We start from the raw sequence: 21813 nt of genomic DNA, 5'->3' as shown, positions 1-21813 counted from the left end.
ACTTTCTATTTTAGATAATACAAGCCGGTTAACAATAGCTGGCTTGTATGTTCAAAAAAATCAGTTTGGATTATATGAACTTTGGAATAGTGACTATCATGAATGCTCCAGTACCTTAATGGGTTGTTATGAAAAGGTAAAGAACATGATTGAAACAAGGGAAGACAAGGAGAGATTAAATGAAAACAACCATTCCTAAACGCCAATTCTGTGAAACCATTTGTATAAACTGCCCTGGAAGCCTATGGGGAGAAAAAAGCATCTGCAGAGTACATCAGAAAAGTATTGGAGAAATTGAGGATTGTAAAGAATGGCACAAAGAAGAATTGCCGGTTTTAAAAATAGATGAAGATCAGATTTCCTTCTTGGATATTGAACCAGCCTTAGATATTGTTCAAAAAACTGAAGAGGACCTGAAAAATTATAAGTGGATGAGAAATGAAAGAGTAAGGTTAGCAAATGAGTTATTCAAGGATCCTTCTCTGTCAATTAGTTCAGGCGTGGCACAATATGGAGATGAAGCTGGTTTACCGAAAGGATCTTCTGGATTAAGCCAGGCAGAGCTAAAGAACTTAGATGATCGAGAGCAAAGGATGTATAAGAGGTACATTGAGTTAAACAGGAAGATTGAGAAAATGGACGCTGCTGTTATTTCTTTGGGGAATGAGAAAGAACGTACTGTATTAGAATGCATTATGGATGGAGAAACAATGACGGCAATTGCCATTCATATGAGTCTATCAAGGGTCCGGTTAAATGAAATAAAAAAGAGCATTGTTAAACAGCTGGCATGGTTAATATATAAAGAAGAATTGTCTGTTTAGGTTTACACATTTTACACTTTAAACAATTATTACAATGTTTGTGTTCCTTATTCTGAATTCGTTATAATGGTTATGGGAATTGAATTGGTTGGTAGCCATTTGAATATTAAGACGTTGCTAAAATGCAGCGTCTTTTCTTTTTGAAAGGAGACAAGCTTGTGAACTTTGTCCAGCCTATAAGAGATATGGAAAAGGTCGAAGCAATCAAGGCCTATCTCAAAAACAAAAATGAAAGAGACTATATCCTTTTTGTGACAGGAATAAATACAGGGTTAAGAATTTCAGATATTTTGAAACTAAAAGTCAAAGATGTAAAAGGTATGCATATTGCTATCAGGGAGCAAAAAACAGATAAGCAAAAGTGGATTAGGATAACACCTTCTTTAAAAAGAGAATTAAAGCATTTTATCCAAGGTATGAGTGATGATCACTTTATATTTAAAAGTAGAGAAGGCGTAAATAAACCCATTGGACGTTCAATGGCATATAAAATATTACGAGAAGTAGCTGATGAATTTAACCTTCAAAATATAGGGACTCATACATTAAGAAAGACATTTGGATACCACTTTTATTATCAACAAGGAAAAGATGTGGCGATGCTACAGGAAATATTTAATCACTCCTCACCTAATATCACTCGTCGTTATATAGGAGTTAACCAAGACATTATGGACAAAGCAATGGCTAATTTCAAAATTTAAATTATTTTTTCTCTTTAATTACACATAAAATTTTCAGTGTCGAACTGAAAGGGGAACTATTAATTTAATGCGATATATCAAGGCTTTCAGCCTTTGGGTAAATTACACAGAATAATAGATATGGGTAATTTGACCGCACAAATTATTAATAAAACACAAATGTTTTCTTGAATTTGAGGTTAATAAAATCAAATTTCTTCTTGTAATTCCGATTAAATAGATAATAAGGAAGAGATCTATTATTTCATAAAGAGGTGAATTTTTTTGAAATCAATTACAAGAGTATTAAAAGAGTTTTGGAATTACTTGATTATAAGTGCAGTAGTCGTTCTTTTTATCGTTATATTAGTTGGAATTAATTTAAATGCTAATAAGTTATTTCCAGGTAAAGAAGATTTAGCTGATATTCCAATCAATGTTCTAATCGCTTTATTAACTGCTCTACTAGGAGGAATATTTGCTTTAATAAGTGTTGAAAAGTCTGCCGATAAGCAAAATATAACGAATTTTATTAAAGAGTTTCCGTTTAAAATAATGCAATTAGACCATTTAATTAGTAATTTAAATACTTTAAGTTCAGTGATTAAACCTGACAGAATAGTTAGCTTACAATTAGAATCTAACAAGCTAGAGTCCTTATTGGATACCACTATCAATATTGATGGTTACATTTATTTTAAAGTTAGAATGACTAATATCCGTTATAAAGAAATATTTTACTTATTGTATGATAATCCTGAAGTTAAATTAATAGAACGTGATGCATGGGGAGTATGGCATGAAGTAGAGGGGAAAAGAGCTGAAATATTGGAGCACTTAGCGGAATTAGAAGAGTTAATCAATAGTTTGTTAATCGAATTAAGATCATATAGAAAAAGCTTTATTGATTATTATAACCAAAATATAGATAAAAGAATTTATAAAAAAATTGATTCTAATTGATTTGAATATAATAGAACATTTTAAGCACTTCATTATCAAATTAAAAAAATGACTAACAGAATTAAAATATAACCAAGAATACCTAAGATAATATTTTTAGTATTCACTTTATCATTTATTACCCCGACAATTATTAAAACTGCTGATGATATAACTATTGCCCAAACACTTTGAGTAATTGAATAAAGTAAACTTCCAATGACCATGATTATCGGAAAAATGTAAGGTTTACTTAAAGTATTTTTCATATAGATCACCTATTTATCAAATAGTTTATTGTTTTATTATCCATTATAACTACAAAATCCTCTTATGGTTGTTAATAGCTATCAAAAGAGGATTTTTATTTTCAATCCTATGTTTGTTCAGGTAAAAGAATTAATAAAATCCTTCTAAATCCGATTATATAGGTAAAAAGGAGTATTTTATGCGTATTGAAGTGGAGTATAGAGCTCATTATAAAAGTGGGAAAACACATAGAAAATATATTGTTATGAAGGTAGATGGGAATTTTGAGGACTTAGATGTTTTTGGAGGAAAATCCTTTAAATATCTGGAACATGAAATTATGAAAAGAAATATCGACAAATATGAAAGAGTTTGGATAAATAAAGCTAAAAAATTGAGATAAGCAATTAGCATAATGGGGTGATTAGAAGGTATTATGCTTAATTTGTCGAATGGTTTAGATAGGGCGTATGTAGTGACTATTTGACTATTGTTTATAAAATAATATTAAGGAGGAATGTACATGTTAGATCCAGGTGGAGCAGGAAAACCAATTTCAGACCCAGGCGGACTAGGTTAAGATAATTAAAGCATCCATTCATTGGGTGCTTTTTAATTGGCTATTTTAAAATAGGCATTATATCTAGGACAACTTATCCTTTCCTACATACAATAAACTATCTTAACGAAAGGTGGTTTAATGTATGGGATGTAACTGTCGAAGATGTAGAGGGAATTGTAAAAGAGAAGAAGAAGTGGTTACTTGTCCTACAGAAACAATTGTTAACACGCATACAAGGGAAAAAGTAATTAAACACATCCATCCTAAAGAAATAATTAATGTTCACCGTACAGTGGTTAGACATGAGCATTGTTATCCGGTACATGAACGAGATGTATATGAGACAGTTGTGGAAGGTGACGAAAGTGGCTGCGGTAATAACAACAGAGGTTGTGGCTGCCGCCGAAGAAACTGGTGTTTTTGGTAATCTGATTAGCATCCATTAGGATGCTTTTTCTTTTGCCTTCAGAAAGGTGGTGACATACATGAAAGTCATGGATTGTTTAAACGCTGACCAACGGTATAAGTTGGAATCCATTAAGAAGCAGAACAAGCCCAATCATTCAAGGCGTGAGCAGTACAGCCAAGCAGAATGGGAAGAGATGATGGGTTATCATATCGATACATTTAAGCGTGTGAAGGGAGCGATAAGGCAAAGATGAAAGGTATTTATACATTAGCGGATTACATTCAGGAGCTAGAAGTACGATTGCTAGCAGCAGGTGAATCTTTGCCTTCAATGAGAGAAGATGTGAATCACCTAATCGAAAGGATTAGAGGTGAAACCAATGAATGAAAAGAACATCCGGGGCATCACAATTGATTTAGATATTAATAACAAAGTGATGGTTAAGAAACTAAATGCTATATCAAAGCATACTAAAGCTTTAGCTGATGAGCTGGATCAGATTGATAAGTCTGTGTGTCCGGAGTGCGGTGTAGCTATGGAAACACAGACCTTTTATGTAGAGAATAAAGTATACCATTCATCTAATGAATGTACAGTATGTGATTATCGTGAAGCTATACCAACGGAGCAATAGCTGCTGTGCCTGAGTACAAATCAAAAGAACAGAAGAGCAGCTTCTATAACAGTCCAGAGTGGAAGACATTACGGAAGCGTATTAAACAGCGTGACAACTATGAATGCCAAGAGTGTAAGCGCAACGGATTGGTGCGAATAGATACGAATGCATACAGCGAGAAGGCCAAGCGAAAGAAGATTGAGTTAGTAGTCCATCATATCAAGGAGCTTGAACATCATCCAGAGCTGGCACTTGATGAAGATAACCTGGAGACAGTCTGTGTGGAATGCCATAACAAAGAGCATGGACGGTTATTCGGAAAGATGCCGAACAAGTGGGAAGAAGATGAAAGATGGTGACGGCATGAAGTGGAAACGAACTACACATACATGCATTGATAAAAACTGCGGTTATACTGAGACAGATCACAAGTGTCCTGACTCAAGAAAATGTAAAGAATGCGGTTTGCCAATGGATTCTAATTACGGAAAAGCAATCGATAAGTAATCCCCCCCACCCAAAAACTTTGGGTTTTTTTTCGTCTTGGGACACCGGGGAGAGGGGTCTATTTCCTAGATTTAAAGACAAATCTCATGAAGGGGGGTTAGGAAAAATGAAATATACAGTAAAAAAATTAGAAAAGGAACTGCTGTCGAAGGTTGATACCGACAGCCAAAAGGAATTAGAAAAGGTAAATCGCTATATCAATCTTATAAAAATTTTCTATGACCTAGATGAAAGTATCAAAGTAAATGGGGCAATGGTGATGACGGAAAACGGGTCGCAAAGATTTTTGAAACCTAACCCCGCCATTCAAGAGAAGAATCGAATAAATGCCCAGTTACTTTCAATTGAACGGTCGTTTATATTCGTCAATCCAGATGACATGTTGGACGGTAGTGATTTATTGTGATCAGAAACAAACATGTTGAAAAATATATACAGCGGTGGAGAGACGGAAAGATACTGTTGAATAAAGAGCGGATCATGCTCATTGAATGGTTAGAAAAAGATGTTCTTGTTAGAGATGACCTTTACTTTGACGAGGAGCAAATTGAAAACTATATTGCATACAGTGAAAAGTACTATTTTCCATTGGACGATTGGGAAAAATTCATTTGTCCATTTATCTTTCTAAAGCAAATTAATGATGATGAATTATTCTTTGAAGAGTTTTTCATAACGATGGGCCGCGGCGGCGGGAAAAATGGTTTCATCAGTACATTGTCTGATTACTTCACAAGCCCATTACATGGAATTGACAATTATGATGTTTCAGTAGTTGCCAATTCAGAAGACCAAGCTCAAATGAGCTTCAATGAGGTATACAATGCCAAAGAAAAACATGCGCAGTTAAGAAAATATTCCATTTTGACTAAAATTAAAATCACCAATAAGGTAACAAAAAGTGTATTCCGGTTCAGAACATCTAATGCAGGAACAAAAGATGGCGGCCGCGAAGGTTGTGTGATTTATGACGAAATTCACGAAATGGAAGATAGAGAAATTGTAGATGTATTCTCTGGGGGACTCGGAAAGGTCGCACACCCTAGGGAATTTTTTATTGGAACAAATGGCTTTGTCCGCGAAGGTTTTTATGACAAGTTAATGGAACGAAGCTTGGCGGTTTTAAAAGGACAGAGCGAAGCAGATCGGATATTCCCTTTCATTTGTAAACTTGATGATCCGAAAGAAGTAGAAAATGAGGAATTGTGGGAGAAAGCGAATCCAGCATTTGAAAAAACAATGAGTCTCAGAGCAAAACGACTTATGAATAAAGTTAGAAAGCAATATCTTGCATTAGAAAACAATCCCGGTGGAAGGACAGCATTCATGACCAAGCGAATGAACTATCCAGAAACCGATTTAAATAAAACAATTGCCTCTTGGGAAGATATCATGGCAACAAATAGACCCATGCCGGATTTGCAGCATCGTACGGCGGTCGGCGGTTTGGACTTTGCGAGCATCAAGGACTTTGCTGCGGTTGGCCTGCTGTTTAAAGTTGGTGAGGATTATATATGGAAAACTCATTCGTTTGTCCGTCAAGGATTCTTGGACAATGTAAAGTTGAAGGTCCCTATCAAAGAATGGGAGCAGCAGGGACTGTTAACCATCTTAGATGAACCGGTAATCAATATTTGTCATATTGTAGATTGGTTTGTTGAGATGAGGGAGCAATACGGAGTGAATACAATCGTAGCTGATACCTTTCGTTTAGATCTTGTTAAATCAGCGTTGGAAGCTCAAGGATTCACTTTGCTATATATCCGTAATCCAAAAGCAATCCATGCTTTACTGGCTCCTCGTGTAGAAACAATGTTTGCAAACCACCAGATTATCTTTGAAGACAACCCATTGATGCGCTGGTATACAAACAATGTATATGTACACATCAAGAAAGATGGAAATAAGGAATATTTGAAAAAGGATGAGGTCCGCAGGAAGACGGATGGATTCCAGGCGTTTATTCATGCTTTGTGGCAAGCTGATAATATTTTGATTGATGAAATAGACTTCATGCTTGCTGATATTGACTTCTAAAGGGGGTGAGAATGATTGGGCTTTCTGGATGCCGTCTTTCGGCGGAATAAAGAACTAGAATATATCTTCGATGCGGATCTGCTGCCAGACATGTCTAAACGAATTCATATGAAGCGGCTGGCCATTGAAATCTGCGCTTCTTTCCTTGGCAGGACCATCAGTCAGTCGGAGTTCCGTGTGAAAAACGGGAAGTCTTATGAAAAAGATGAGCTATACTACCGGTTGAATGTGCGGCCAAACAAGAATATGACATCCAGCACCTTTTGGCATACGGTCGTTACCAAGTTAATTTATGACAATGAATGTTTAATCATCCAGTCCGATGATGACGATCTGCTTATTGCCGATACATTCAATCATAATGAATACGCGGTGCTGGAAGATAACTTTACGAATGTGGTTATTAAAGACTACGAGTTTAAACGAAGTTTTCGACAGAGTGAAGTTATTCATTTGAGATACCGAAATGAAAAATTAACACCTCTTATCGATGGTCTTTTCACTGATTACGGAGAGTTGTTTGGCAGGGTATTAAGTTCTCAGAAAAGAAAAAATCAAATTAGAGCCACAGTTGATATTGAATCAACACACTCGATGGATGAGAAGACACAGACTAAGTTACAGACATTCATTAACAAATTGTATAAGGCAATCGGAGATAAGGATATCGCCATTGTGCCACAGCAGCCAGGATTCAAATACAACGAGGCTTCAAGCGGAAACAGTAACGGTCCTGGAGTAGATGAAATCAACAAGGTAACAAATGGCTTTCTGGATCAGGTGGCCATGGCTATCGGTATTCCTATCAGTTTAATTCATGGAGATATGGCAGATGTGGAAAAACAGACCAAGAACTATATGATGTTCACTGTATCTCCTTTCCTAAAGAAGATTTGTGATGAAGGAAACGCGAAGTTTTTTACAATGAAGGAATATCTGGCCGGCAATAAGCTTGAGGCGAAGAGCGTTTCGTATAACAGCTTGTTTGACTTAGCAAATGCCATTGACAAGCTTATCTCTTCCAGTGCCTTTACAGGTAATGAAATTCGATTGGAGGTTGGTTATGACAAGTCAGATGATCCCAACTTGGATAAGCATTACATCACGAAAAACTATACAGAAATGCAGACAACCGATGAAGGAGGTGAGAAAGAATAATGAGAGGGATGACTAAAGATGATTTCTTTAAAATGTTTAAAAATCAGTCCTATATTGATCAACTAAAAGAAATTCCACAAAAATTTAATGTTGTCCACAATGAAGAAACGAAAACAAGTGAAATTACGATTTATGGTGTCATTGGAACATCCTGGTGGAATGATTCTTTTTCAGCTACAGATATAGACAATGCATTAAATTCAGCTGGTGATAATGATATTGTTATCAATTTAAACAGTCCAGGCGGTGATGCTTTCGATGGCATCTCTATTTTCAACCGGTTGAAACGACATAATGGGAAGGTGACAGTCCACGTCGATGGTTGGGCCTGTTCTGCTGCATCCGTAATTGCTATGGCGGCTGATGAATTAATTATGGAGTTAGGTTCCATGTTTATGATTCATGAAGCGAGTAATGTTGTCTGGGGCACCAAAACTGACATGCGTAAAGAGTCTGATGTACTCGAAGAGTTAGAAGAAGGCATCATCGATATTTACATGACGAAAGCAACTATTAGTCGTGAAGACATTCGCGTGAAAATGGATGCAGAAACATGGATGAGTGCCAAGACAGCACTGGCACTTGGTTTTGCCGATAAAGCTGAAGGTGTTGAAAGCGAATCGAAGCCGGCAAATCATATTCCACGAACGCCGGAACAAAAGAAAAACGTTCTAAACGAGTTGCAAGGCATTTTGAAACCAAATAATAAACAATTAGAACCTGTTCCGGTAAACGAGAAAGGTTCTTTTAATTTACTTAAAAAATGGAGGTAGTCATATATGACAATCAAATTTAAAGGGCAAATGGAAAACTTTGAAGCAAAGAAACAAGCATACATGAATGTTATGAAGGACGAAAATTCAACATCAGAACAAGTTGAAAATGCTTTTAGTGAGATGTTCACAGCACTTCAAACAGATCTAACAGAACGTATTTCAAACGAAGCTCGTAATGAAGTACATGATGCTCAAATTCTAGCTGCACGTGGTCAGAATGTATTAACTTCCACAGAGCGGAAATTCTTTAACGAAGTTATTGCATCCGGTGGTTTTGCTGAAGATACAATTCTTCCAATCACTACCCAAGAACGTGTATTTGAAGATTTAGTAACTGAGCATCCTTTACTTGAAGCGATTGGTTTACAGGACCTTGGAGCAGTTACTCGGTATATTTATTCTGATGCCACTAAAACATATGCATGGGGCGCATTATTCGGAGAGATTAAAGGGCAGATTTCAGCAGCATTTCGTGAAGAAACAATTAGCCAATTGAAGCTTACTGCATTCGCTGTTATCCCAAAGGACATGCTTGAGCTAGGACCTGAATATGTTGAAAGATATGTGCGTACAGTCTTAGTTGAATCCTATTCAGTTGGTATGGAATATGGATTGGTTAATGGAAAGGGACCATCAAAAAACGAACCGATTGGTTTAATGAAAGATGTTAATCCTGAAACTGGGGCTGTTACTGACAAGACATCATCCGGAAAGCTAACATTTGCTCCATCAGAAAAAGGTATTATTGTAGCGAAAGAGCTGGGTGGCGTTGTAGAAAAGTTATCAACTGATGCTAAGGGTAAATCTAGAAAAGTATTAAATAATGTTGTGATGGTTGTAAATCCTGTGGATGCTGTCAGGGTTCAGATTGGAAACACTATTCAAACACCGAATGGCCAATGGGTAACAACCTTACCATTCGGTATCAATAGCCCAATTGAATCGGAAGAGGTCCCGACTGGTAAAGCGTTGTTCTTTTTGAAAGGTGCTTATTTGGCAGCTATCGCTGGTGGATATAAAATCAACAAATTTGATGAAACTTTAGCTATCGAAGATGCTCGTTTATACACCATGAAACAATTCGCTAATGGTAAACCAAAGGATAATAAAACGGCTCTTGTCTATGACCTTGATATTGATTTGGACAGTGCCCCAACAGTTTGATCAGGTTTAAGGAGGAATAGCTGATGAGATACAAAGTAATAAACGATTTCAAGGATAAAGAGGATAACAATACCTTTTATAAAAAAGGAGAAGAATATCCGAAAGGCAGACAGAAGCCAACCAAAAAACGGATTGAAGAACTAAGCAAAAAAAATCCTGAGTACAAGGTTGCTTTTATTGAGGAAGTCAAAGACAAGGAGTGATGTAAATGAGCATCACTGATTTAATACTGAAGGAATTTAAAGAAAGGATGCACTTAGGGGATTATGAAGATGAGAACCTGAAGCGCATCCTTTCTGCTTCTCTGCAGGAGCTAACGAGGGTATGCGGTAAATATGACGTTGAAAAGGATGAACCTTTCAAGGAACTAGTCTTTGAACGTTCCCGGTATGCGTATAACGATGCCCTTGAATATTTTAATACAAACTTCTTAAGCCAGATTAATAGTCTCAGCATGGAGAAAGCCCTTGAATCTATTTCTGTGGAGGGCGATGTTGATGCAGCCATATAAATACAATCCCAATAATCATACAGGCATGTTCCGAAATCGTATCATCTTCCAGAAGTTAAAGACTGTAGAGGATGATCTTGGCCAGGTTATTGAAGAAGGTTGGCAGAATATTGGTTCATCATGGGCAATGATAAAAACCATGCAGGGGCGTGAGTATTATGCCGCGGCAGCTGCCAAAAGTGAAACCAAGTCGCGTTTTATCATTCCTTATCAACCTGATATCGATTCTTCCATGAGGATCCTGTTTGATGGCCGGATATTCGACATTGAACAGCCTCCTATTAATGACGATGAAATGGACAAAACATTAACCATAATTGCAAATGAGGTGAAGACAAGTGCCCAATAATTTCGCAAACGAACTTGCCCGTACTCTACAAGCTTATTCAAAGGACGTAGAAAAAAAGGTAAAGCAGGCTGAAAATAAGGTGGGTAATGAAGCGGTAACGGAGATAAAGCAGAACAGCCCCCAAGATACCGGAAGTTATGCAGCAGGATGGGGCAAAACGAAAGTCGATGGAAAGACAGTCATTCGAAATAAGACGGATCCACAGCTTACTCATCTACTGGAACATGGTCACGCCAAAGATGGGGGTGGCCGAGTATCTGGCCATCCACACATTCGTCCTGCCAAAGAAAAGGCTGTACGGAATTTTACAGAAGAAGTGGAAAGGGCGATACGATCATGACCCTTGCAGAATTGAAAAAGATATTAGATGCCACGGGCTTCCCTGTGGCTTATTCGCATTTTACGGCAACTGAGACAAAGCCTATTCCTTCCCCACCGTACATTTGTTACCTAACACCTTATACATCTAATTTTAAGGCAGATAACAGGGTCTACAAGAAAATCAATAATGTGCAAATTGAGTTGTATACCAGCAAGAAGGATTTAGCTGCTGAAGCAAAACTAGAAGATTTATTGGATGCGAATGACTTTCCATACGATCCGATTGAAGTTTTTATTGAATCAGAAAATCTGTTTCAACGAATCTACGAAATTAAAATATAGAAAAGAGGATGATGTTAAATGGCAGGAAATGCTGTTGTTGAAAATAAAGTAACTTTTGGCTTGAAAAATGTTCACTACGCTCTAATTACTGAAGGGGCAGACGGTTCTATCACATTCGGCACTCCTAAACGTTTACCTGGAGCAAAGGAATTAACATTGGAGCCAAAAGGTGAAACCAATGACTTTTATGCAGATGACACGATTTACTACTCTACAACCACTAACCAAGGGTATGAGGTTACTCTTACAATAGCCAATGTCACGAAAGAATATCGTGTGGAAGTATTGGGAGACAAGCTAGAGGATGGTGTTCTTACAGAAACATCTAATGCAAAACCTAAAAAGGCTGCTTACCTTTTTGAATTTGACGGAGATATTAAGGCAACACGTCATGTGTTGTATAATTGCACCACTTCACGTCCAGGACTCGGAAGTCAGACAAAAGAAGAAAGTACAGAACCTGGCACAAGTGAATTATCGATTGTTGCTTCTCCAAGGGCTGATGGCGTAGTTAAGCGATCTACTACTGCAGAAACAACGGAAGCTGTTTATAACGCTTGGTATACAAAAGTATTTGAACCAGCCCTAGCGGTTTAAGGAGGACTTAGTTTATGGAAAAAACAATCGTAATTGATGAGAAAAATGTTTCATTTAAAAGTACGGGAGCTTCTGCCTTAAGATACAAAGCTCAATTCGGTCGTGACTTTTTCGCGGATGTTTCTAAACTGTCAGCCATAGAAAAACTGATTAAAAGTGAGGAAGCAGCAAATAATCCGGAAATTTTAGAAAAACTGGATTTTACCTTTTTTTACAACATCGCATGGGTATTCGCCAAAACTGCGGATAAAGAAATAAAGGACCAGATGGATTGGTTGGATTCTTTTGATTCTTTCCCCATTATGGATATTATTCCGGAATTGAAAGACTTGATAGCTATTACATTGCAGTCTAAAAAAAAATAAATGAAACCAATGAACAAGGAACGGACGATGGGGATTTCTCTTTCGATACGTTCCTTGTTTTGTGTTATGAATCAGGACTTTCCAAAGATGACCTGGAGGATATGACGATTGGGATGTGCTTGGACTATATCGAGGAATACATCGAAATGAAGAATCCAAGTAAGAAGAAATCCAAAGTAAGAAAAGCCAATCAAGCTGACTTTGATGCATTTTAAGTGAGGTGGAGCAATGCCGGGCAATATTAAAGGAATTACGATTGAAATTGGTGGGGAAACCAAAGGATTAGATAAAGCCCTCAAAGGTGTAAACAATCAAGCCATCGAACTTCAGCAGGAATTAAAGGAAGTCGATAAGGCTTTGAAGTTTTCTCCTGGAAATGCCGAATTGATAGCACAAAAGCAAAGGTTATTGAGCGATCAAATACAAGTCACTACCCAAAAGTTAAATCAATTAAAAGATGCACAGGCACAGGTAGAAGCAAAGTTTGCGGCTAATCAGATATCAGAGGAACAGTATCGCGCTTTCAATAGGGAAATAGTTAATACAGAAAGTTCATTAAGTGGCTTACAGAATAGATTGTCAGGTCTCCAAGCAGAACAACAGCGGATTGAGTCTTCCACAAGGCAATTGAACACATTGTTTCAGGCTACTGGCACTTCTGTGGATGACTATGCCAATACATTAGGTACTCATCTAACCAGTGCCATAAAGAATGGTACTGCCTCTTCCCGTCAACTGGATGAAGCGATTAGCAGAGTAGGAAGACAGGCTCTTGGTGCCAATGCGGACATTGATCGGATGCGGCAGGGCCTTTCACAGGTAGATAATGGGGGTTCTCTCAATGCAGTTCGTAGAGATTTAAGCCAAGTGGCAAGAGAAGCGGACTCTGCAGGAGAGAGTGTGAACGGCTTCGGAGATACCTTGAAGAACGTTGCAGCTGGACTTGCAGCTGGTGGAGGTATTGTAGGAGCTATCCATACAGCTTTAGACACTTCTAGTATTAATACGAAGATAGAAATATCGATGGATGTACCTGAAAGTTCTAAGAAATCTGTTAGAGAAGCTATTAATACGGTTACTTCATATGGTACTGATGCTGAAGAAGCACTGGAAGGTGTTCGGAGACAATGGGCTTTAAATAAGAATGCGAGCGATGCAGCTAATACTGCTGTAGTAACTATGGCAGGAACAATTGCGGCTGCCTATGCAGGATTAGATTTTACTGAATTGATCCAAGAAGGAAATGAAATAGCAGCGGCTATAGGCATTTCAAATCAAAAAGCAATGGGATTAGTTGATACCCTGTTACAGCTAGGTTTTCCTCCTGACCAATTAGATATTATTTCCGAATACGGCGATCAAATGAAAATGGCTGGGTTTGGAGCAAAAGAAATCCAAGCTATTTTTATGGCTGGGATTGATACGAAAACTTGGAATATTGACAATCTGTTAGATGGGATAAAAGAAGGCCGTATTCAGATGGCTGACTTTGGAGCCGGAACAGATAAAGCTACTCGTCAAATTATCGATGGTGCAGGATTGTCCATTAAACAATTTGAAAAGTGGGGAAATGCAATAGCTCAAGGTGGAGAAAAAGGACAAACGGCTATGTTCGAGGCAACTAAGGCTCTAGCACAAGTCGATGATGCAGCTGCGAGGAATCAACTTGGGACCAAGATGTTTGGGACCATGTGGGAAGACCAAGGCAAAAAAATCGTTAATACTTTATTAGAAGCCAAAGGTAAAATAGTTGATTATGGTCAACAAGTCGATAATGTTAACGCAAAAACGCAAACTTTAAATGCCGATCCAACTGTTGCACTCTCGAAAGCATTTTCTGATTTGAAATTAGCTTTAGAACCAATTTTACAGGTTATTGCTGAAGTGGTAGCAAAGGTTGCTGAATGGGGTTCGCAAAACCCAATTCTAATGGCGACACTAACAGCGATAGGTACTGCCATAACAATTCTAACGGGGGCAATTGCTCTATTAGCTCCTGCCTTTATATCGATTGCCGGAGTGATAGCAGAAGCTGGAGGTGCTGCGGCTGTTTTTAGTTCAGCAATAGCCTTTATTACTGGCCCTATCGGAATCGCTATTGCTGCTATAGCAGGATTAGTCGCTGCCGGAGTGCTTATTTATAAAAATTGGGATACCATAAAATCTTATGCAGTATCTATATGGGGATCTATCAGTAAGACTTTCTCAGGGACCTTTAGCCAGATTAAGTCACTGGTTCAATCAGGGCTATCGGTTGTCAAATCGACATTCACCTCTGTGATGGGTTCCATATCGAATTTTGTGAAAAGTATTCTGGATAAAATATCAGCGTTTTGGAAGAAAAACGGAGCGGATATAAAAAGTGTAGTGACAAATGCTTTGCAAGGTATTAATAGTGCGATTCAACTGGGTTTGGGAATTATAAAAGGGGTTTTCCAAGCAGTATGGCCAATAATCTCATCTATTGTAAAGGTAGCTTGGGTGGGGATACAGGCAACAATTAAAAATGCTCTAGACATTGTATTGGGTGTAATTCAATTTTTCTTGAAGGTGTTTAAAGGAGATTGGAAAGGCGCTTTCAGCACGATTAAAGATACAGCTTTAAAAATCATGAATAATATAACTTCTGCTTTTAAAAGCATTAACCTATTACAAATTGGTAAGGACATTATCAATGGTCTTGTTAAAGGTATTTCTAGCATGGTTGATTCAGTCAAAAAAGTTGTTTCTGATCTCGCTAGTCATATCCCTGGATGGGCAAAGAAAATACTTGGTATTCATTCTCCTTCTAAGGTAATGGAGAAAGAAGTGGGGCAATGGATACCTGCAGGTATAGCAGAAGGGATTACAAATAACTTAGGTATAGTCAAGACGGCTTCCGAAGAAATGGCTATGGCGGCTATTCCAAGCTTTACCTCTAAGGTTGCATTAGCACAGAATGAATTGAAAAAGTTTAATAGTATTGTTGCTTCTGCTTCATCTACCAATGCCAAAGCCCTTAATCAGATTCACAAAGATGCCAACGCCAAACGAGCTGATATAACATCACAAGCGAATAAGAAAATTGCGGAAATTGAAGCCAAAGCAAGGGATGCTAAAAAGAAATTGACGGCAGCCCAGGAACGGCAAATAACGAACATCCAAGATAAAGCGGCAAAGGACCGGGCGAAAATCACAGCTGATGAAAATAAGAAAATTGCTTCCCTATCTGCTGGATCTGCTGCAGCTAAAATGAAAGCCTTAGAAGACTATGTGAAGAAGCGGAAAGATTTAGAATCCCTTACATTGGACCAAGAGGCTGCATACTGGCAAAAGGCTGTAGTTTTATTCAAGAACAATGCGAAAGAAAAGACTCAGGCACAGATCATCTTGAATAAGGCAATGGATGCTTTAAATAAGGACCGATACAACAAAGAGAAAGCATATGTGGAAGACAAGAAATACTACAATGAACTATCCCTTGCTGAAGAGTTGGCAGCCTATCAGCAGTATATAAAAGGGTACAAAGCCGGTACAGAAGAACGGATCTATTATGAAAAGGAAATCTATCGTGTAAAGCAGGAAATCCAAAAGCAAATCGATCAAATAAATGCCGACTATCTAACGAAGGTTCAGACCCTCAACCAGCAGCTTATTGACGAAGAGAAGAAGCTAAATGATGAGTATGACAAAGCTTTGGAAGATAGAGCGAAGTCCCTTTATTCCTTTGTTGGATTGTTCGATGAAATCACCAAGAAATCAGTATCGGGAACTACTTTGTTAAAGAACCTGCAGGATCAAGTTTCAGCTTTTGAGGACTGGCAACGAAATCTGGCTGAACTAGCTGCTAAAGGGATTGACCAAGGGTTGCTTGCTGAATTACAGGATATGGGGCCTAAGGCTGGCGCAGAAATTGCCGCCCTTAATAGCCTTACATCTGACCAACTTACTCAGTATGTTGACCTGTGGAAGGCTAAGAACCAGTTGGCAAAAGAAGAGGCGCTCAAAGAACTTTCTAGTTTAAAAGTAGAGACAGCACAAAAGATTGAAGAATTAAGGGCTGATGCAGCTGTGAAGCTATTGGGCTATCAAGAAGAGTGGCGGAAGGCAATGGCTGGCGCGAAGTTCAAGGTGAAAGACGAAGCCAAGGAAATGCCGTCCATTGGTGATTATGCTGTAGCCGGATTAATCAGCGGAATGATGAGTAAGAAAAGTGAATTAGTTTCTGCAGCCGAAGAACTGGCCAGCATTGTGAAAGATACTTTTCAATCCGCCTTGGATATCCATTCTCCATCACGTGTTTTCAGGGGCTTTGGAGTCAACATCAATGAAGGTTTAATTAAAGGGATTCAGGATTCTTCTGCCAAGCTGAAAGGTGTCATGAATAATGTATATGGCAGCATGGCCAGTAGCGCAGGAAAGATGCTGAATGCAAATAACCCTGTTACGGTTTCTTCCACAGGACAGGCAGGCAGTACAACTACAGTTGAGCATAATTATTATATGACCTTCCAATCTCCTAAAGCATTGGATCCTTATGAGACTGCTAGATTAAATAGAAATGCATTAAGAGAATTGGCCATGCAAGTATAGGAGGTGTTTGATTGGAATCATACAGCAGGAAAGAAAAATTGATATTTGATAATAACCAAGGGCAAACACTTGAGATATCCGTGTTGAGCCCTTTTTATTTGGACTCGGCAGAAGGTTTGGACGCGATGGAAAATGAGTTTTTCACCAGCAAAAGCTATGGTATTGACGGATTATCCTTATCAGGATCTAGTGTCAAAGAAAGGAACATTGTCATCAATGGCCGGCTTAGAATCGATAAGGACATTAATCGATCCCGCCTTATTCGTTTCTTCAATCCAAAACATGTGTTCACTCTTCAATACACAAATGGAGAAATCAGCCGGTATATCAAATGCCATGCGGAAAAAACACCTGTAATTAACAAGGCTCCTTATCCGGAATTCATGATATCTCTTCTTTGTCCGAAGCCTTGGTGGTTCGATAATGAAATTAAAACGGATATTGCTTCCTGGATAGGAGGCTTTTCTTTTCCGTTAGTCATTCCGGCTGACACAGGCATTCGGATGGGATATAGAGAGCCTTCATTGATTGTGAATGTATTGAATGCCAGTGACAATGAAGCACCATTACGGCTTGAATACAGGGCATTGGGAACCCTTAGAAATCCATCGGTTGTAAATGTAGAGACACAGGAGAAAATATTGATTGAAAAAGAGATGCAGGCAGGAGATATCATTACGATCAGCACAGAACGCGGTAATGAATATGTCCGGCTAAGTAGGAATGGTATTGTCTCAAATATCTTTAACTATCTTTCTTTCGACTCTAATCCACACTTAGCGTTAGATTTAGGGGATAACTTATTGCGGTATGATGCTGGTCTAAATGTGGACAATCTGGAAGTATCTATATACTTCACGCCACAATATGTGGGGGTGTAAGCGTGGAATTATATGTATGCGACAAGCAGTTCAACAGACTTGGCTTAATCGGTAAGTTTTCCTATCTATTGTGGAGGAAAAGAGACACGAAGCATGGGGAGGCTGAATTACATGTCGATGTAACAATCGATAATATTTCCTTATTACAAAAGGGAAATATTCTGTATAGAGATGATGATAACGAAGCCATGTATATCTATTACCGTGGATTCACAGAGGATGAGGATGGAAAGGAGCAATTATCCATCAAATGCTTCTCGGCTTTGCGATGGATTGATCGGAGGATTTTATGGAATATCTATAATTATAATGACACAGCTGAAAATATCATCCGTTCCATGATTATGTCTGAATGCATCAATCCATCTAATGTAAAAAGGAAGATTGCTCAAATCCAATTAGCTGCCGCCAGAAACTTCGGCACCTCTATACAGTTTCAAGCTTCATATGAAAATGTGCTAGAGCAGGTGGAAAGCTTATGTAATACGTATGAAATAGGGATTCGCTCCAATTTTAACGGGCGGTCTCTTTTTTATGAACTTTATGAAGGAACAGACAGGACCATCGATCAATCGATTAATCCAAGATGTATTTTATCTAAGGATTTTTCCAATGTTATCAGCCGGAATTATGAGGAAGCCGACAATGATTATAAAAATACAGCTTTGATTGCTGGAACTGGCGAAGGTGTTGACAGAAAGCTCGTTTCCATCGAACAAGGTACCGGCCTTGATCGGAGAGAGTTATTTGTGGATGCCCGAGACTTATCGGAAACACAAACGATTGATGAGACCGAGGTGACTCTATCGCCTGAAGAATACATTCTCCTTCTTAAACAAAGAGGGCTAGAAAAGCTATTGGAACAAGAAGAATTCATTTCTTTTGATTGTGAACTAGACGTTACCAAAGAGAACACCAAGTATAATCGTGATTTCTTCCTTGGGGACCTTATCACAATTAGGGATGACAAATTAGGAATCGTCATGAACAGCCGAGTTGTGGAAGTCGATGAAGTCTATCAAGATATTAAAGAAGTTTTTGTGAAGGTGGGGAAATCTATCCCAACCCTTCCCGAAAAGGTAAAAAGGATGGTGAAATAATGGCAATCAATAGTGGGATTTTTGATTCTGTGAATTTTGACAGAGTGTACTTAGCAAAGCATTACGCGGCTTATTTCGCAACGTTCATTGGAAACGGAGTTTTTCCGAATCCGTCCACAGGATTTCAAGTAACGGCAGGCACTGGAATGAACGTTGTATTAAAGCCAGGTAAAGCATGGATAAACGGGTACTACATTTTCAATGATGCTGATTACAATCTTAGCCTTGATGTAGCAGACGGTGTATTAAATCGTATTGATCGTATTGTTCTTCAGCTCAATTTTTTAAATCGAAATATTGTTCCGGTCGTTAAAAAAGGGACTGCAGGTTCTTCTCCTGTTTCCCCAGCATTAAAAAGGGATGCAGATGTATATGAAATCGCTCTGGCTGATGTGTATGTAGGAAAAGGTACAGTGAATCTAACACAGGCAACTATCACAGATACACGCCTTAATAAAGAACTGTGCGGCATTGTACACGGTACTGTAGATCAAGTGGATACCACGGAAATCTTTAATCAGTATCTTGCATGGTTTAATCAAACAAAGGCACATAACACGGTAGATTTAGAGAACTACAAAGCTCAACAAAAGGTTGCTTTTGAAAGTTGGTTTGATGGAATAAAAGGTATTCTAAATGGAGATATTGCAGCAAACTTAGCGGCAAAAATTCAAACCCTGCAGGATGCATTTAATGTGCATAAGGAAGACTATGCTGCATTAAAAACGGACTATGGTCAACATAAGACAGATACTAATTTGCACTTAACAAATGGCCTTCTAAAAATCAAAAATACAGACAGCCAAAAATCCTTTTTATTCAAGATGGATAACAATAGCCCTTATCTGGAAGAGGTGTAAACATGGCAAATGGGGATAGATATTATTTTATAGAAATGCCTGCCACGCAGCACTATACACATGAAGTGAGTATAGGAACTACGGAGGTTTCTGTTACATTGCCGTTTGAAGTAAAAAAGTTTGTTTTTCTTACAAATGATGATGATACGAATGATCTTCTAATCGCTTTTAACACAGCAACCACATCAGATGGAATGTCCGGCACAAATAAGGTTATTCGGTTAAAGCCAGGGGAAACATTACAAGAATTTCGCTATAAAGCGACTTCAATCAAGTTTAAACGGTCAGCCGGAACAGGTAATGTCCGATTTTTGGCGGTGTAAGTATGGGATTAATAAAACCAAGCGGGTCTAAAATTAGTTATACAATATCACCTAGTGATGAACAAAGATTCTTTTCTAGTGTATTGGTTGTAAATGATATTCAAGTTTTTGTTCCTTTAAAAACAATTCTTTGGTTGGGTAAACCTTCCACTATACGAATAAAATATAGATTTAAGGATTCAACGGGAGGATATGGTGCAGAGGTAGGCCTATTTATCAATAATGTACTAGTTGGGTCATATCAACAAAATTTTTCAAATTATAGTTATATATATATAAAGCAAGACATTACTGTTAAAAAGGGTGATGAAATTACATTGAAGGGACGGGGAATGCTTAATAGTGATGGTATGTATGTTGGAAGAGTAGCGTGTGATGAATTCGGGGTTTATTATGGAATTGCTCCTGCCAATATACCTGTACTTGTTAAAAAGACCTTAGAATAGGAGAGTGAATATGGAACTAGTATTTCAATATACAAACGACGATGAAAGACAACGCCTCATGGAGTTAAATGCAGAATATAAGTTAATTGAAATTAGGGATATTATTACGGGAAAGTATCTAGTTTTTGAGAAGTCGGAAGTAGATAACTCACCTACACTTGAACAACGTGTTTCTGCAATAGAAGCCTTACAAAATGCCAATCTATTAGGAGGATTAAAAATATGAAAAATTCAGCGTATTATAACTATGTGAAAATACAGGTATTATTGGGTAACTTAGGAGTGGAGGAATTAAACATTCTTGCTAGTCGGTCAGTAATAACAGCAGAGGAAAAGGATGAACTTAGTCAATTGGTAAAGACATATAGTTAAATTTTACAGAGAGCACCCATTGAGGTGTATTTTTTATGGGGAAAAGGGGGTCTAATCCATTGGAGGCGGATCAAGTGGTGGACTTATGGAAAACATCCATTCAGAAGGACATTGATGAATTGAAAAAGGAAAGTGAATCAGCTAGGAAAGATATAGATGACCTTAAGCGAACAACGGAATTACACGAAAGGGATATAAAGGAGATTAAGAAATCCCTTGAAGAAATCAAAGATGACACAAAATGGCTACGGCGCTCTATTACAAATGCAATCATAGTTGCTGTGGTTGCAGGAATTGTAGCCATTATTTTCGCGACAATGAAAGGAGGTGTGTGAATTGAATAAGGACACTATCACATTATTGGGGGGCTTCCTTACAGCTCTCCTTTTATTTTTGGGTACAATCGGCATTTCTTTTGATTGGTTCACTCAGGAAAGCATTAATGCCTTCGTGGTTGTAGTTGGAGCTTTAGTTGCACTGATTATTAACATCTATGCTGTGTGGAAGAACACTCATACTGGCTGGTTTAAGAATAAGGACAAATAAGCTGCTCATTCGAGTGGCTTTTTATTTTGGGGAGGCGAGGGCCATGTGATTCTTATTGGTTGCTATGATGCTAAGTCATGTGAAAAATAAAAACTATATGAGGTGAATGAAATGGTAAAAATCTTTATTGATCCAGGTCATGGTGGTAGCGATCCAGGTGCAGTAGGTAACGGTATTCAGGAAAAGAATATCACTTTGGCGATTGCCTTACGGGTAAGAGATTTATTATTAAACGGCTACAGTAATGTGGAAGTGAAAATGAGCCGGACAGGTGATACTTTCCCTTCTTTATCTGATCGTA

32 protein-coding genes and 1 pseudogene are annotated in these 21813 nt (G+C 38.1%); all 33 read left to right on the top strand.

The genetic code is table 11. From position 1 onward, the window contains the following. On the top strand, positions 1 to 199 hold a 199-nt coding region (locus ABC357_RS17770), incomplete at its 5' end, for a hypothetical protein (RefSeq protein WP_412888939.1). Beyond that, positions 180 to 824, top strand: coding sequence for a hypothetical protein (locus tag ABC357_RS17765; RefSeq protein ID WP_412888938.1), 645 nt, complete (start codon positions 180 to 182; stop codon positions 822 to 824). The genes ABC357_RS17770 and ABC357_RS17765, both read left to right, overlap by 20 nt. Before the next feature lie 158 nt (positions 825 to 982). Next, positions 983 to 1528, top strand: a complete 546-nt coding sequence (locus ABC357_RS17760) for a site-specific integrase (protein ID WP_412888937.1) — start codon at positions 983 to 985, stop codon at positions 1526 to 1528. A 264-nt stretch (positions 1529 to 1792) separates the two neighbouring features. Then, on the top strand, positions 1793 to 2470 hold the full coding sequence (locus ABC357_RS17755; RefSeq protein WP_412888936.1) for a hypothetical protein: 678 nt from the start codon (positions 1793 to 1795) through the stop codon (positions 2468 to 2470). A 427-nt stretch (positions 2471 to 2897) separates the two neighbouring features. Further along, positions 2898 to 3101, top strand: coding sequence for a hypothetical protein (locus ABC357_RS17750; RefSeq protein ID WP_412888935.1), 204 nt, complete (start codon positions 2898 to 2900; stop codon positions 3099 to 3101). Positions 3102 to 3402: 301 nt separating this feature from the next. Continuing rightward, positions 3403 to 3555 (top strand): annotated as a pseudogene (locus tag ABC357_RS17745) (hypothetical protein); the annotation flags it as partial. Positions 3556 to 3562: 7 nt separating this feature from the next. After that, positions 3563 to 3706 (top strand): hypothetical protein, encoded by a 144-nt coding sequence (locus ABC357_RS17740; protein WP_412888912.1) that lies wholly within the window; start codon positions 3563 to 3565, stop codon positions 3704 to 3706. 39 nt (positions 3707 to 3745) lie between these two features. Further along, on the top strand, positions 3746 to 3922 hold the full coding sequence (locus ABC357_RS17735; RefSeq protein ID WP_412888934.1) for a hypothetical protein: 177 nt from the start codon (positions 3746 to 3748) through the stop codon (positions 3920 to 3922). 126 nt (positions 3923 to 4048) lie between these two features. After that, complete coding sequence (locus tag ABC357_RS17730) at positions 4049 to 4303, top strand: hypothetical protein (RefSeq protein ID WP_412888933.1); 255 nt, start codon at positions 4049 to 4051, stop codon at positions 4301 to 4303. Positions 4304 to 4308: 5 nt separating this feature from the next. Beyond that, positions 4309 to 4644, top strand: a complete 336-nt coding sequence (locus tag ABC357_RS17725; RefSeq protein ID WP_412888932.1) for an HNH endonuclease — start codon at positions 4309 to 4311, stop codon at positions 4642 to 4644. 254 nt (positions 4645 to 4898) lie between these two features. Continuing rightward, positions 4899 to 5198: a P27 family phage terminase small subunit gene (locus ABC357_RS17720; protein ID WP_412888931.1), complete on the top strand. Its 300-nt coding sequence runs from the start codon at positions 4899 to 4901 to the stop codon at positions 5196 to 5198. After that, the gene (locus ABC357_RS17715; RefSeq protein ID WP_412888930.1) at positions 5195 to 6829 is read left to right on the top strand and encodes a terminase TerL endonuclease subunit; all 1635 of its coding nucleotides are present in this window, start codon (positions 5195 to 5197) and stop codon (positions 6827 to 6829) included. Before ABC357_RS17720 ends, ABC357_RS17715 begins: the two co-directional genes overlap by 4 nt. A 15-nt stretch (positions 6830 to 6844) precedes the next feature. Continuing rightward, a complete protein-coding gene (locus ABC357_RS17710) occupies positions 6845 to 7987 on the top strand; it encodes a phage portal protein (RefSeq protein ID WP_412888929.1) in 1143 nt (380 codons plus the stop codon). Then, positions 7987 to 8760: a head maturation protease, ClpP-related gene (locus ABC357_RS17705; RefSeq protein ID WP_412888928.1), complete on the top strand. Its 774-nt coding sequence runs from the start codon at positions 7987 to 7989 to the stop codon at positions 8758 to 8760. The genes ABC357_RS17710 and ABC357_RS17705 overlap by 1 nt, the downstream gene beginning before the upstream one ends. 6 nt (positions 8761 to 8766) lie before the next feature. Continuing rightward, positions 8767 to 9927, top strand: a complete 1161-nt coding sequence (locus ABC357_RS17700) for a phage major capsid protein (protein ID WP_412888927.1) — start codon at positions 8767 to 8769, stop codon at positions 9925 to 9927. A 23-nt stretch (positions 9928 to 9950) separates the two neighbouring features. After that, positions 9951 to 10130 carry a hypothetical protein gene (locus ABC357_RS17695; RefSeq protein WP_412888926.1) on the top strand — a complete coding sequence of 60 codons (180 nt, stop codon included), beginning with the start codon at positions 9951 to 9953 and terminating at the stop codon, positions 10128 to 10130. A gap of 5 nt (positions 10131 to 10135) precedes the next feature. After that, positions 10136 to 10438 carry a hypothetical protein gene (locus ABC357_RS17690; RefSeq protein ID WP_412888925.1) on the top strand — a complete coding sequence of 101 codons (303 nt, stop codon included), beginning with the start codon at positions 10136 to 10138 and terminating at the stop codon, positions 10436 to 10438. Next, positions 10425 to 10787, top strand: a complete 363-nt coding sequence (locus ABC357_RS17685) for a phage head closure protein (protein WP_412888924.1) — start codon at positions 10425 to 10427, stop codon at positions 10785 to 10787. Before ABC357_RS17690 ends, ABC357_RS17685 begins: the two co-directional genes overlap by 14 nt. Beyond that, complete coding sequence (locus ABC357_RS17680) at positions 10777 to 11127, top strand: HK97 gp10 family phage protein (protein WP_412888923.1); 351 nt, start codon at positions 10777 to 10779, stop codon at positions 11125 to 11127. The genes ABC357_RS17685 and ABC357_RS17680 overlap by 11 nt, the downstream gene beginning before the upstream one ends. After that, on the top strand, positions 11124 to 11450 hold the full coding sequence (locus tag ABC357_RS17675; protein WP_412888922.1) for a hypothetical protein: 327 nt from the start codon (positions 11124 to 11126) through the stop codon (positions 11448 to 11450). The genes ABC357_RS17680 and ABC357_RS17675 overlap by 4 nt, the downstream gene beginning before the upstream one ends. An 18-nt stretch (positions 11451 to 11468) precedes the next feature. Continuing rightward, positions 11469 to 12047, top strand: a complete 579-nt coding sequence (locus tag ABC357_RS17670; RefSeq protein WP_412888921.1) for a major tail protein — start codon at positions 11469 to 11471, stop codon at positions 12045 to 12047. Positions 12048 to 12061: 14 nt separating this feature from the next. Next, positions 12062 to 12412: a hypothetical protein gene (locus tag ABC357_RS17665; protein WP_412888920.1), complete on the top strand. Its 351-nt coding sequence runs from the start codon at positions 12062 to 12064 to the stop codon at positions 12410 to 12412. A 228-nt stretch (positions 12413 to 12640) separates the two neighbouring features. Beyond that, positions 12641 to 16984, top strand: a complete 4344-nt coding sequence (locus ABC357_RS17660) for a phage tail protein (protein WP_412888919.1) — start codon at positions 12641 to 12643, stop codon at positions 16982 to 16984. A gap of 11 nt (positions 16985 to 16995) precedes the next feature. After that, the gene (locus ABC357_RS17655; protein WP_412885534.1) at positions 16996 to 17865 is read left to right on the top strand and encodes a phage tail family protein; all 870 of its coding nucleotides are present in this window, start codon (positions 16996 to 16998) and stop codon (positions 17863 to 17865) included. A gap of 2 nt (positions 17866 to 17867) precedes the next feature. Next, positions 17868 to 18965: a siphovirus ReqiPepy6 Gp37-like family protein gene (locus tag ABC357_RS17650; protein WP_412885535.1), complete on the top strand. Its 1098-nt coding sequence runs from the start codon at positions 17868 to 17870 to the stop codon at positions 18963 to 18965. Further along, entirely contained in the window at positions 18965 to 19825 is an 861-nt protein-coding gene (locus ABC357_RS17645; RefSeq protein WP_412888918.1) for a hypothetical protein, read from the top strand. The genes ABC357_RS17650 and ABC357_RS17645 overlap by 1 nt, the downstream gene beginning before the upstream one ends. A 2-nt stretch (positions 19826 to 19827) precedes the next feature. Further along, positions 19828 to 20148 (top strand): hypothetical protein, encoded by a 321-nt coding sequence (locus ABC357_RS17640; protein ID WP_412888917.1) that lies wholly within the window; start codon positions 19828 to 19830, stop codon positions 20146 to 20148. A 2-nt stretch (positions 20149 to 20150) separates the two neighbouring features. Continuing rightward, complete coding sequence (locus ABC357_RS17635; RefSeq protein WP_412888916.1) at positions 20151 to 20594, top strand: hypothetical protein; 444 nt, start codon at positions 20151 to 20153, stop codon at positions 20592 to 20594. Between the two features lie 10 nt (positions 20595 to 20604). After that, entirely contained in the window at positions 20605 to 20820 is a 216-nt protein-coding gene (locus ABC357_RS17630) for a hypothetical protein (protein WP_412888915.1), read from the top strand. After that, on the top strand, positions 20817 to 20966 hold the full coding sequence (locus ABC357_RS17625; RefSeq protein WP_412888914.1) for a hypothetical protein: 150 nt from the start codon (positions 20817 to 20819) through the stop codon (positions 20964 to 20966). The genes ABC357_RS17630 and ABC357_RS17625 overlap by 4 nt, the downstream gene beginning before the upstream one ends. Before the next feature lie 35 nt (positions 20967 to 21001). Next, entirely contained in the window at positions 21002 to 21301 is a 300-nt protein-coding gene (locus ABC357_RS17620; RefSeq protein WP_412885540.1) for a hemolysin XhlA family protein, read from the top strand. Between the two features lies 1 nt (position 21302). Continuing rightward, a complete protein-coding gene (locus ABC357_RS17615) occupies positions 21303 to 21512 on the top strand; it encodes a hypothetical protein (protein ID WP_412885541.1) in 210 nt (69 codons plus the stop codon). Between the two features lie 111 nt (positions 21513 to 21623). Beyond that, positions 21624 to 21813: N-acetylmuramoyl-L-alanine amidase family protein (locus ABC357_RS17610; RefSeq protein WP_412888913.1), on the top strand; the 190-nt coding region annotated here is incomplete at its 3' end.

The sequence above is a fragment of the Bacillus kalamii genome (genome assembly GCF_047238185.1).
GTDB lineage: Bacteria > Bacillota > Bacilli > Bacillales > DSM-1321 > Bacillus_AD.
Note: the sequence above shows the minus strand (reverse complement) of the source record. Positions and strands in the feature narration are given on the sequence as shown.

Bases quoted from the DNA above. Each gene is read 5' to 3' on its own strand.
- ABC357_RS17765 (WP_412888938.1), top strand. From the start codon at position 180: ATGAAAACAACCATTCCTAAACGCCAATTCTGTGAAACCATTTGTATA.
- ABC357_RS17750 (WP_412888935.1), top strand. From the start codon at position 2,898: ATGCGTATTGAAGTGGAGTATAGAGCTCATTATAAAAGTGGGAAAACA.
- ABC357_RS17740 (WP_412888912.1), top strand. From the start codon at position 3,563: ATGAGCATTGTTATCCGGTACATGAACGAGATGTATATGAGACAGTTG.
- ABC357_RS17735 (WP_412888934.1), top strand. From the start codon at position 3,746: ATGAAAGTCATGGATTGTTTAAACGCTGACCAACGGTATAAGTTGGAA.
- ABC357_RS17730 (WP_412888933.1), top strand. From the start codon at position 4,049: ATGAATGAAAAGAACATCCGGGGCATCACAATTGATTTAGATATTAAT.
- ABC357_RS17720 (WP_412888931.1), top strand. From the start codon at position 4,899: ATGAAATATACAGTAAAAAAATTAGAAAAGGAACTGCTGTCGAAGGTT.
- ABC357_RS17705 (WP_412888928.1), top strand. From the start codon at position 7,987: ATGAGAGGGATGACTAAAGATGATTTCTTTAAAATGTTTAAAAATCAG.
- ABC357_RS17700 (WP_412888927.1), top strand. From the start codon at position 8,767: ATGACAATCAAATTTAAAGGGCAAATGGAAAACTTTGAAGCAAAGAAA.
- ABC357_RS17695 (WP_412888926.1), top strand. From the start codon at position 9,951: ATGAGATACAAAGTAATAAACGATTTCAAGGATAAAGAGGATAACAAT.
- ABC357_RS17690 (WP_412888925.1), top strand. From the start codon at position 10,136: ATGAGCATCACTGATTTAATACTGAAGGAATTTAAAGAAAGGATGCAC.
- ABC357_RS17685 (WP_412888924.1), top strand. From the start codon at position 10,425: ATGCAGCCATATAAATACAATCCCAATAATCATACAGGCATGTTCCGA.
- ABC357_RS17675 (WP_412888922.1), top strand. From the start codon at position 11,124: ATGACCCTTGCAGAATTGAAAAAGATATTAGATGCCACGGGCTTCCCT.
- ABC357_RS17670 (WP_412888921.1), top strand. From the start codon at position 11,469: ATGGCAGGAAATGCTGTTGTTGAAAATAAAGTAACTTTTGGCTTGAAA.
- ABC357_RS17665 (WP_412888920.1), top strand. From the start codon at position 12,062: ATGGAAAAAACAATCGTAATTGATGAGAAAAATGTTTCATTTAAAAGT.
- ABC357_RS17660 (WP_412888919.1), top strand. From the start codon at position 12,641: ATGCCGGGCAATATTAAAGGAATTACGATTGAAATTGGTGGGGAAACC.
- ABC357_RS17645 (WP_412888918.1), top strand. From the start codon at position 18,965: ATGGCAATCAATAGTGGGATTTTTGATTCTGTGAATTTTGACAGAGTG.
- ABC357_RS17640 (WP_412888917.1), top strand. From the start codon at position 19,828: ATGGCAAATGGGGATAGATATTATTTTATAGAAATGCCTGCCACGCAG.
- ABC357_RS17635 (WP_412888916.1), top strand. From the start codon at position 20,151: ATGGGATTAATAAAACCAAGCGGGTCTAAAATTAGTTATACAATATCA.
- ABC357_RS17630 (WP_412888915.1), top strand. From the start codon at position 20,605: ATGGAACTAGTATTTCAATATACAAACGACGATGAAAGACAACGCCTC.
- ABC357_RS17625 (WP_412888914.1), top strand. From the start codon at position 20,817: ATGAAAAATTCAGCGTATTATAACTATGTGAAAATACAGGTATTATTG.
- ABC357_RS17620 (WP_412885540.1), top strand. From the start codon at position 21,002: ATGGGGAAAAGGGGGTCTAATCCATTGGAGGCGGATCAAGTGGTGGAC.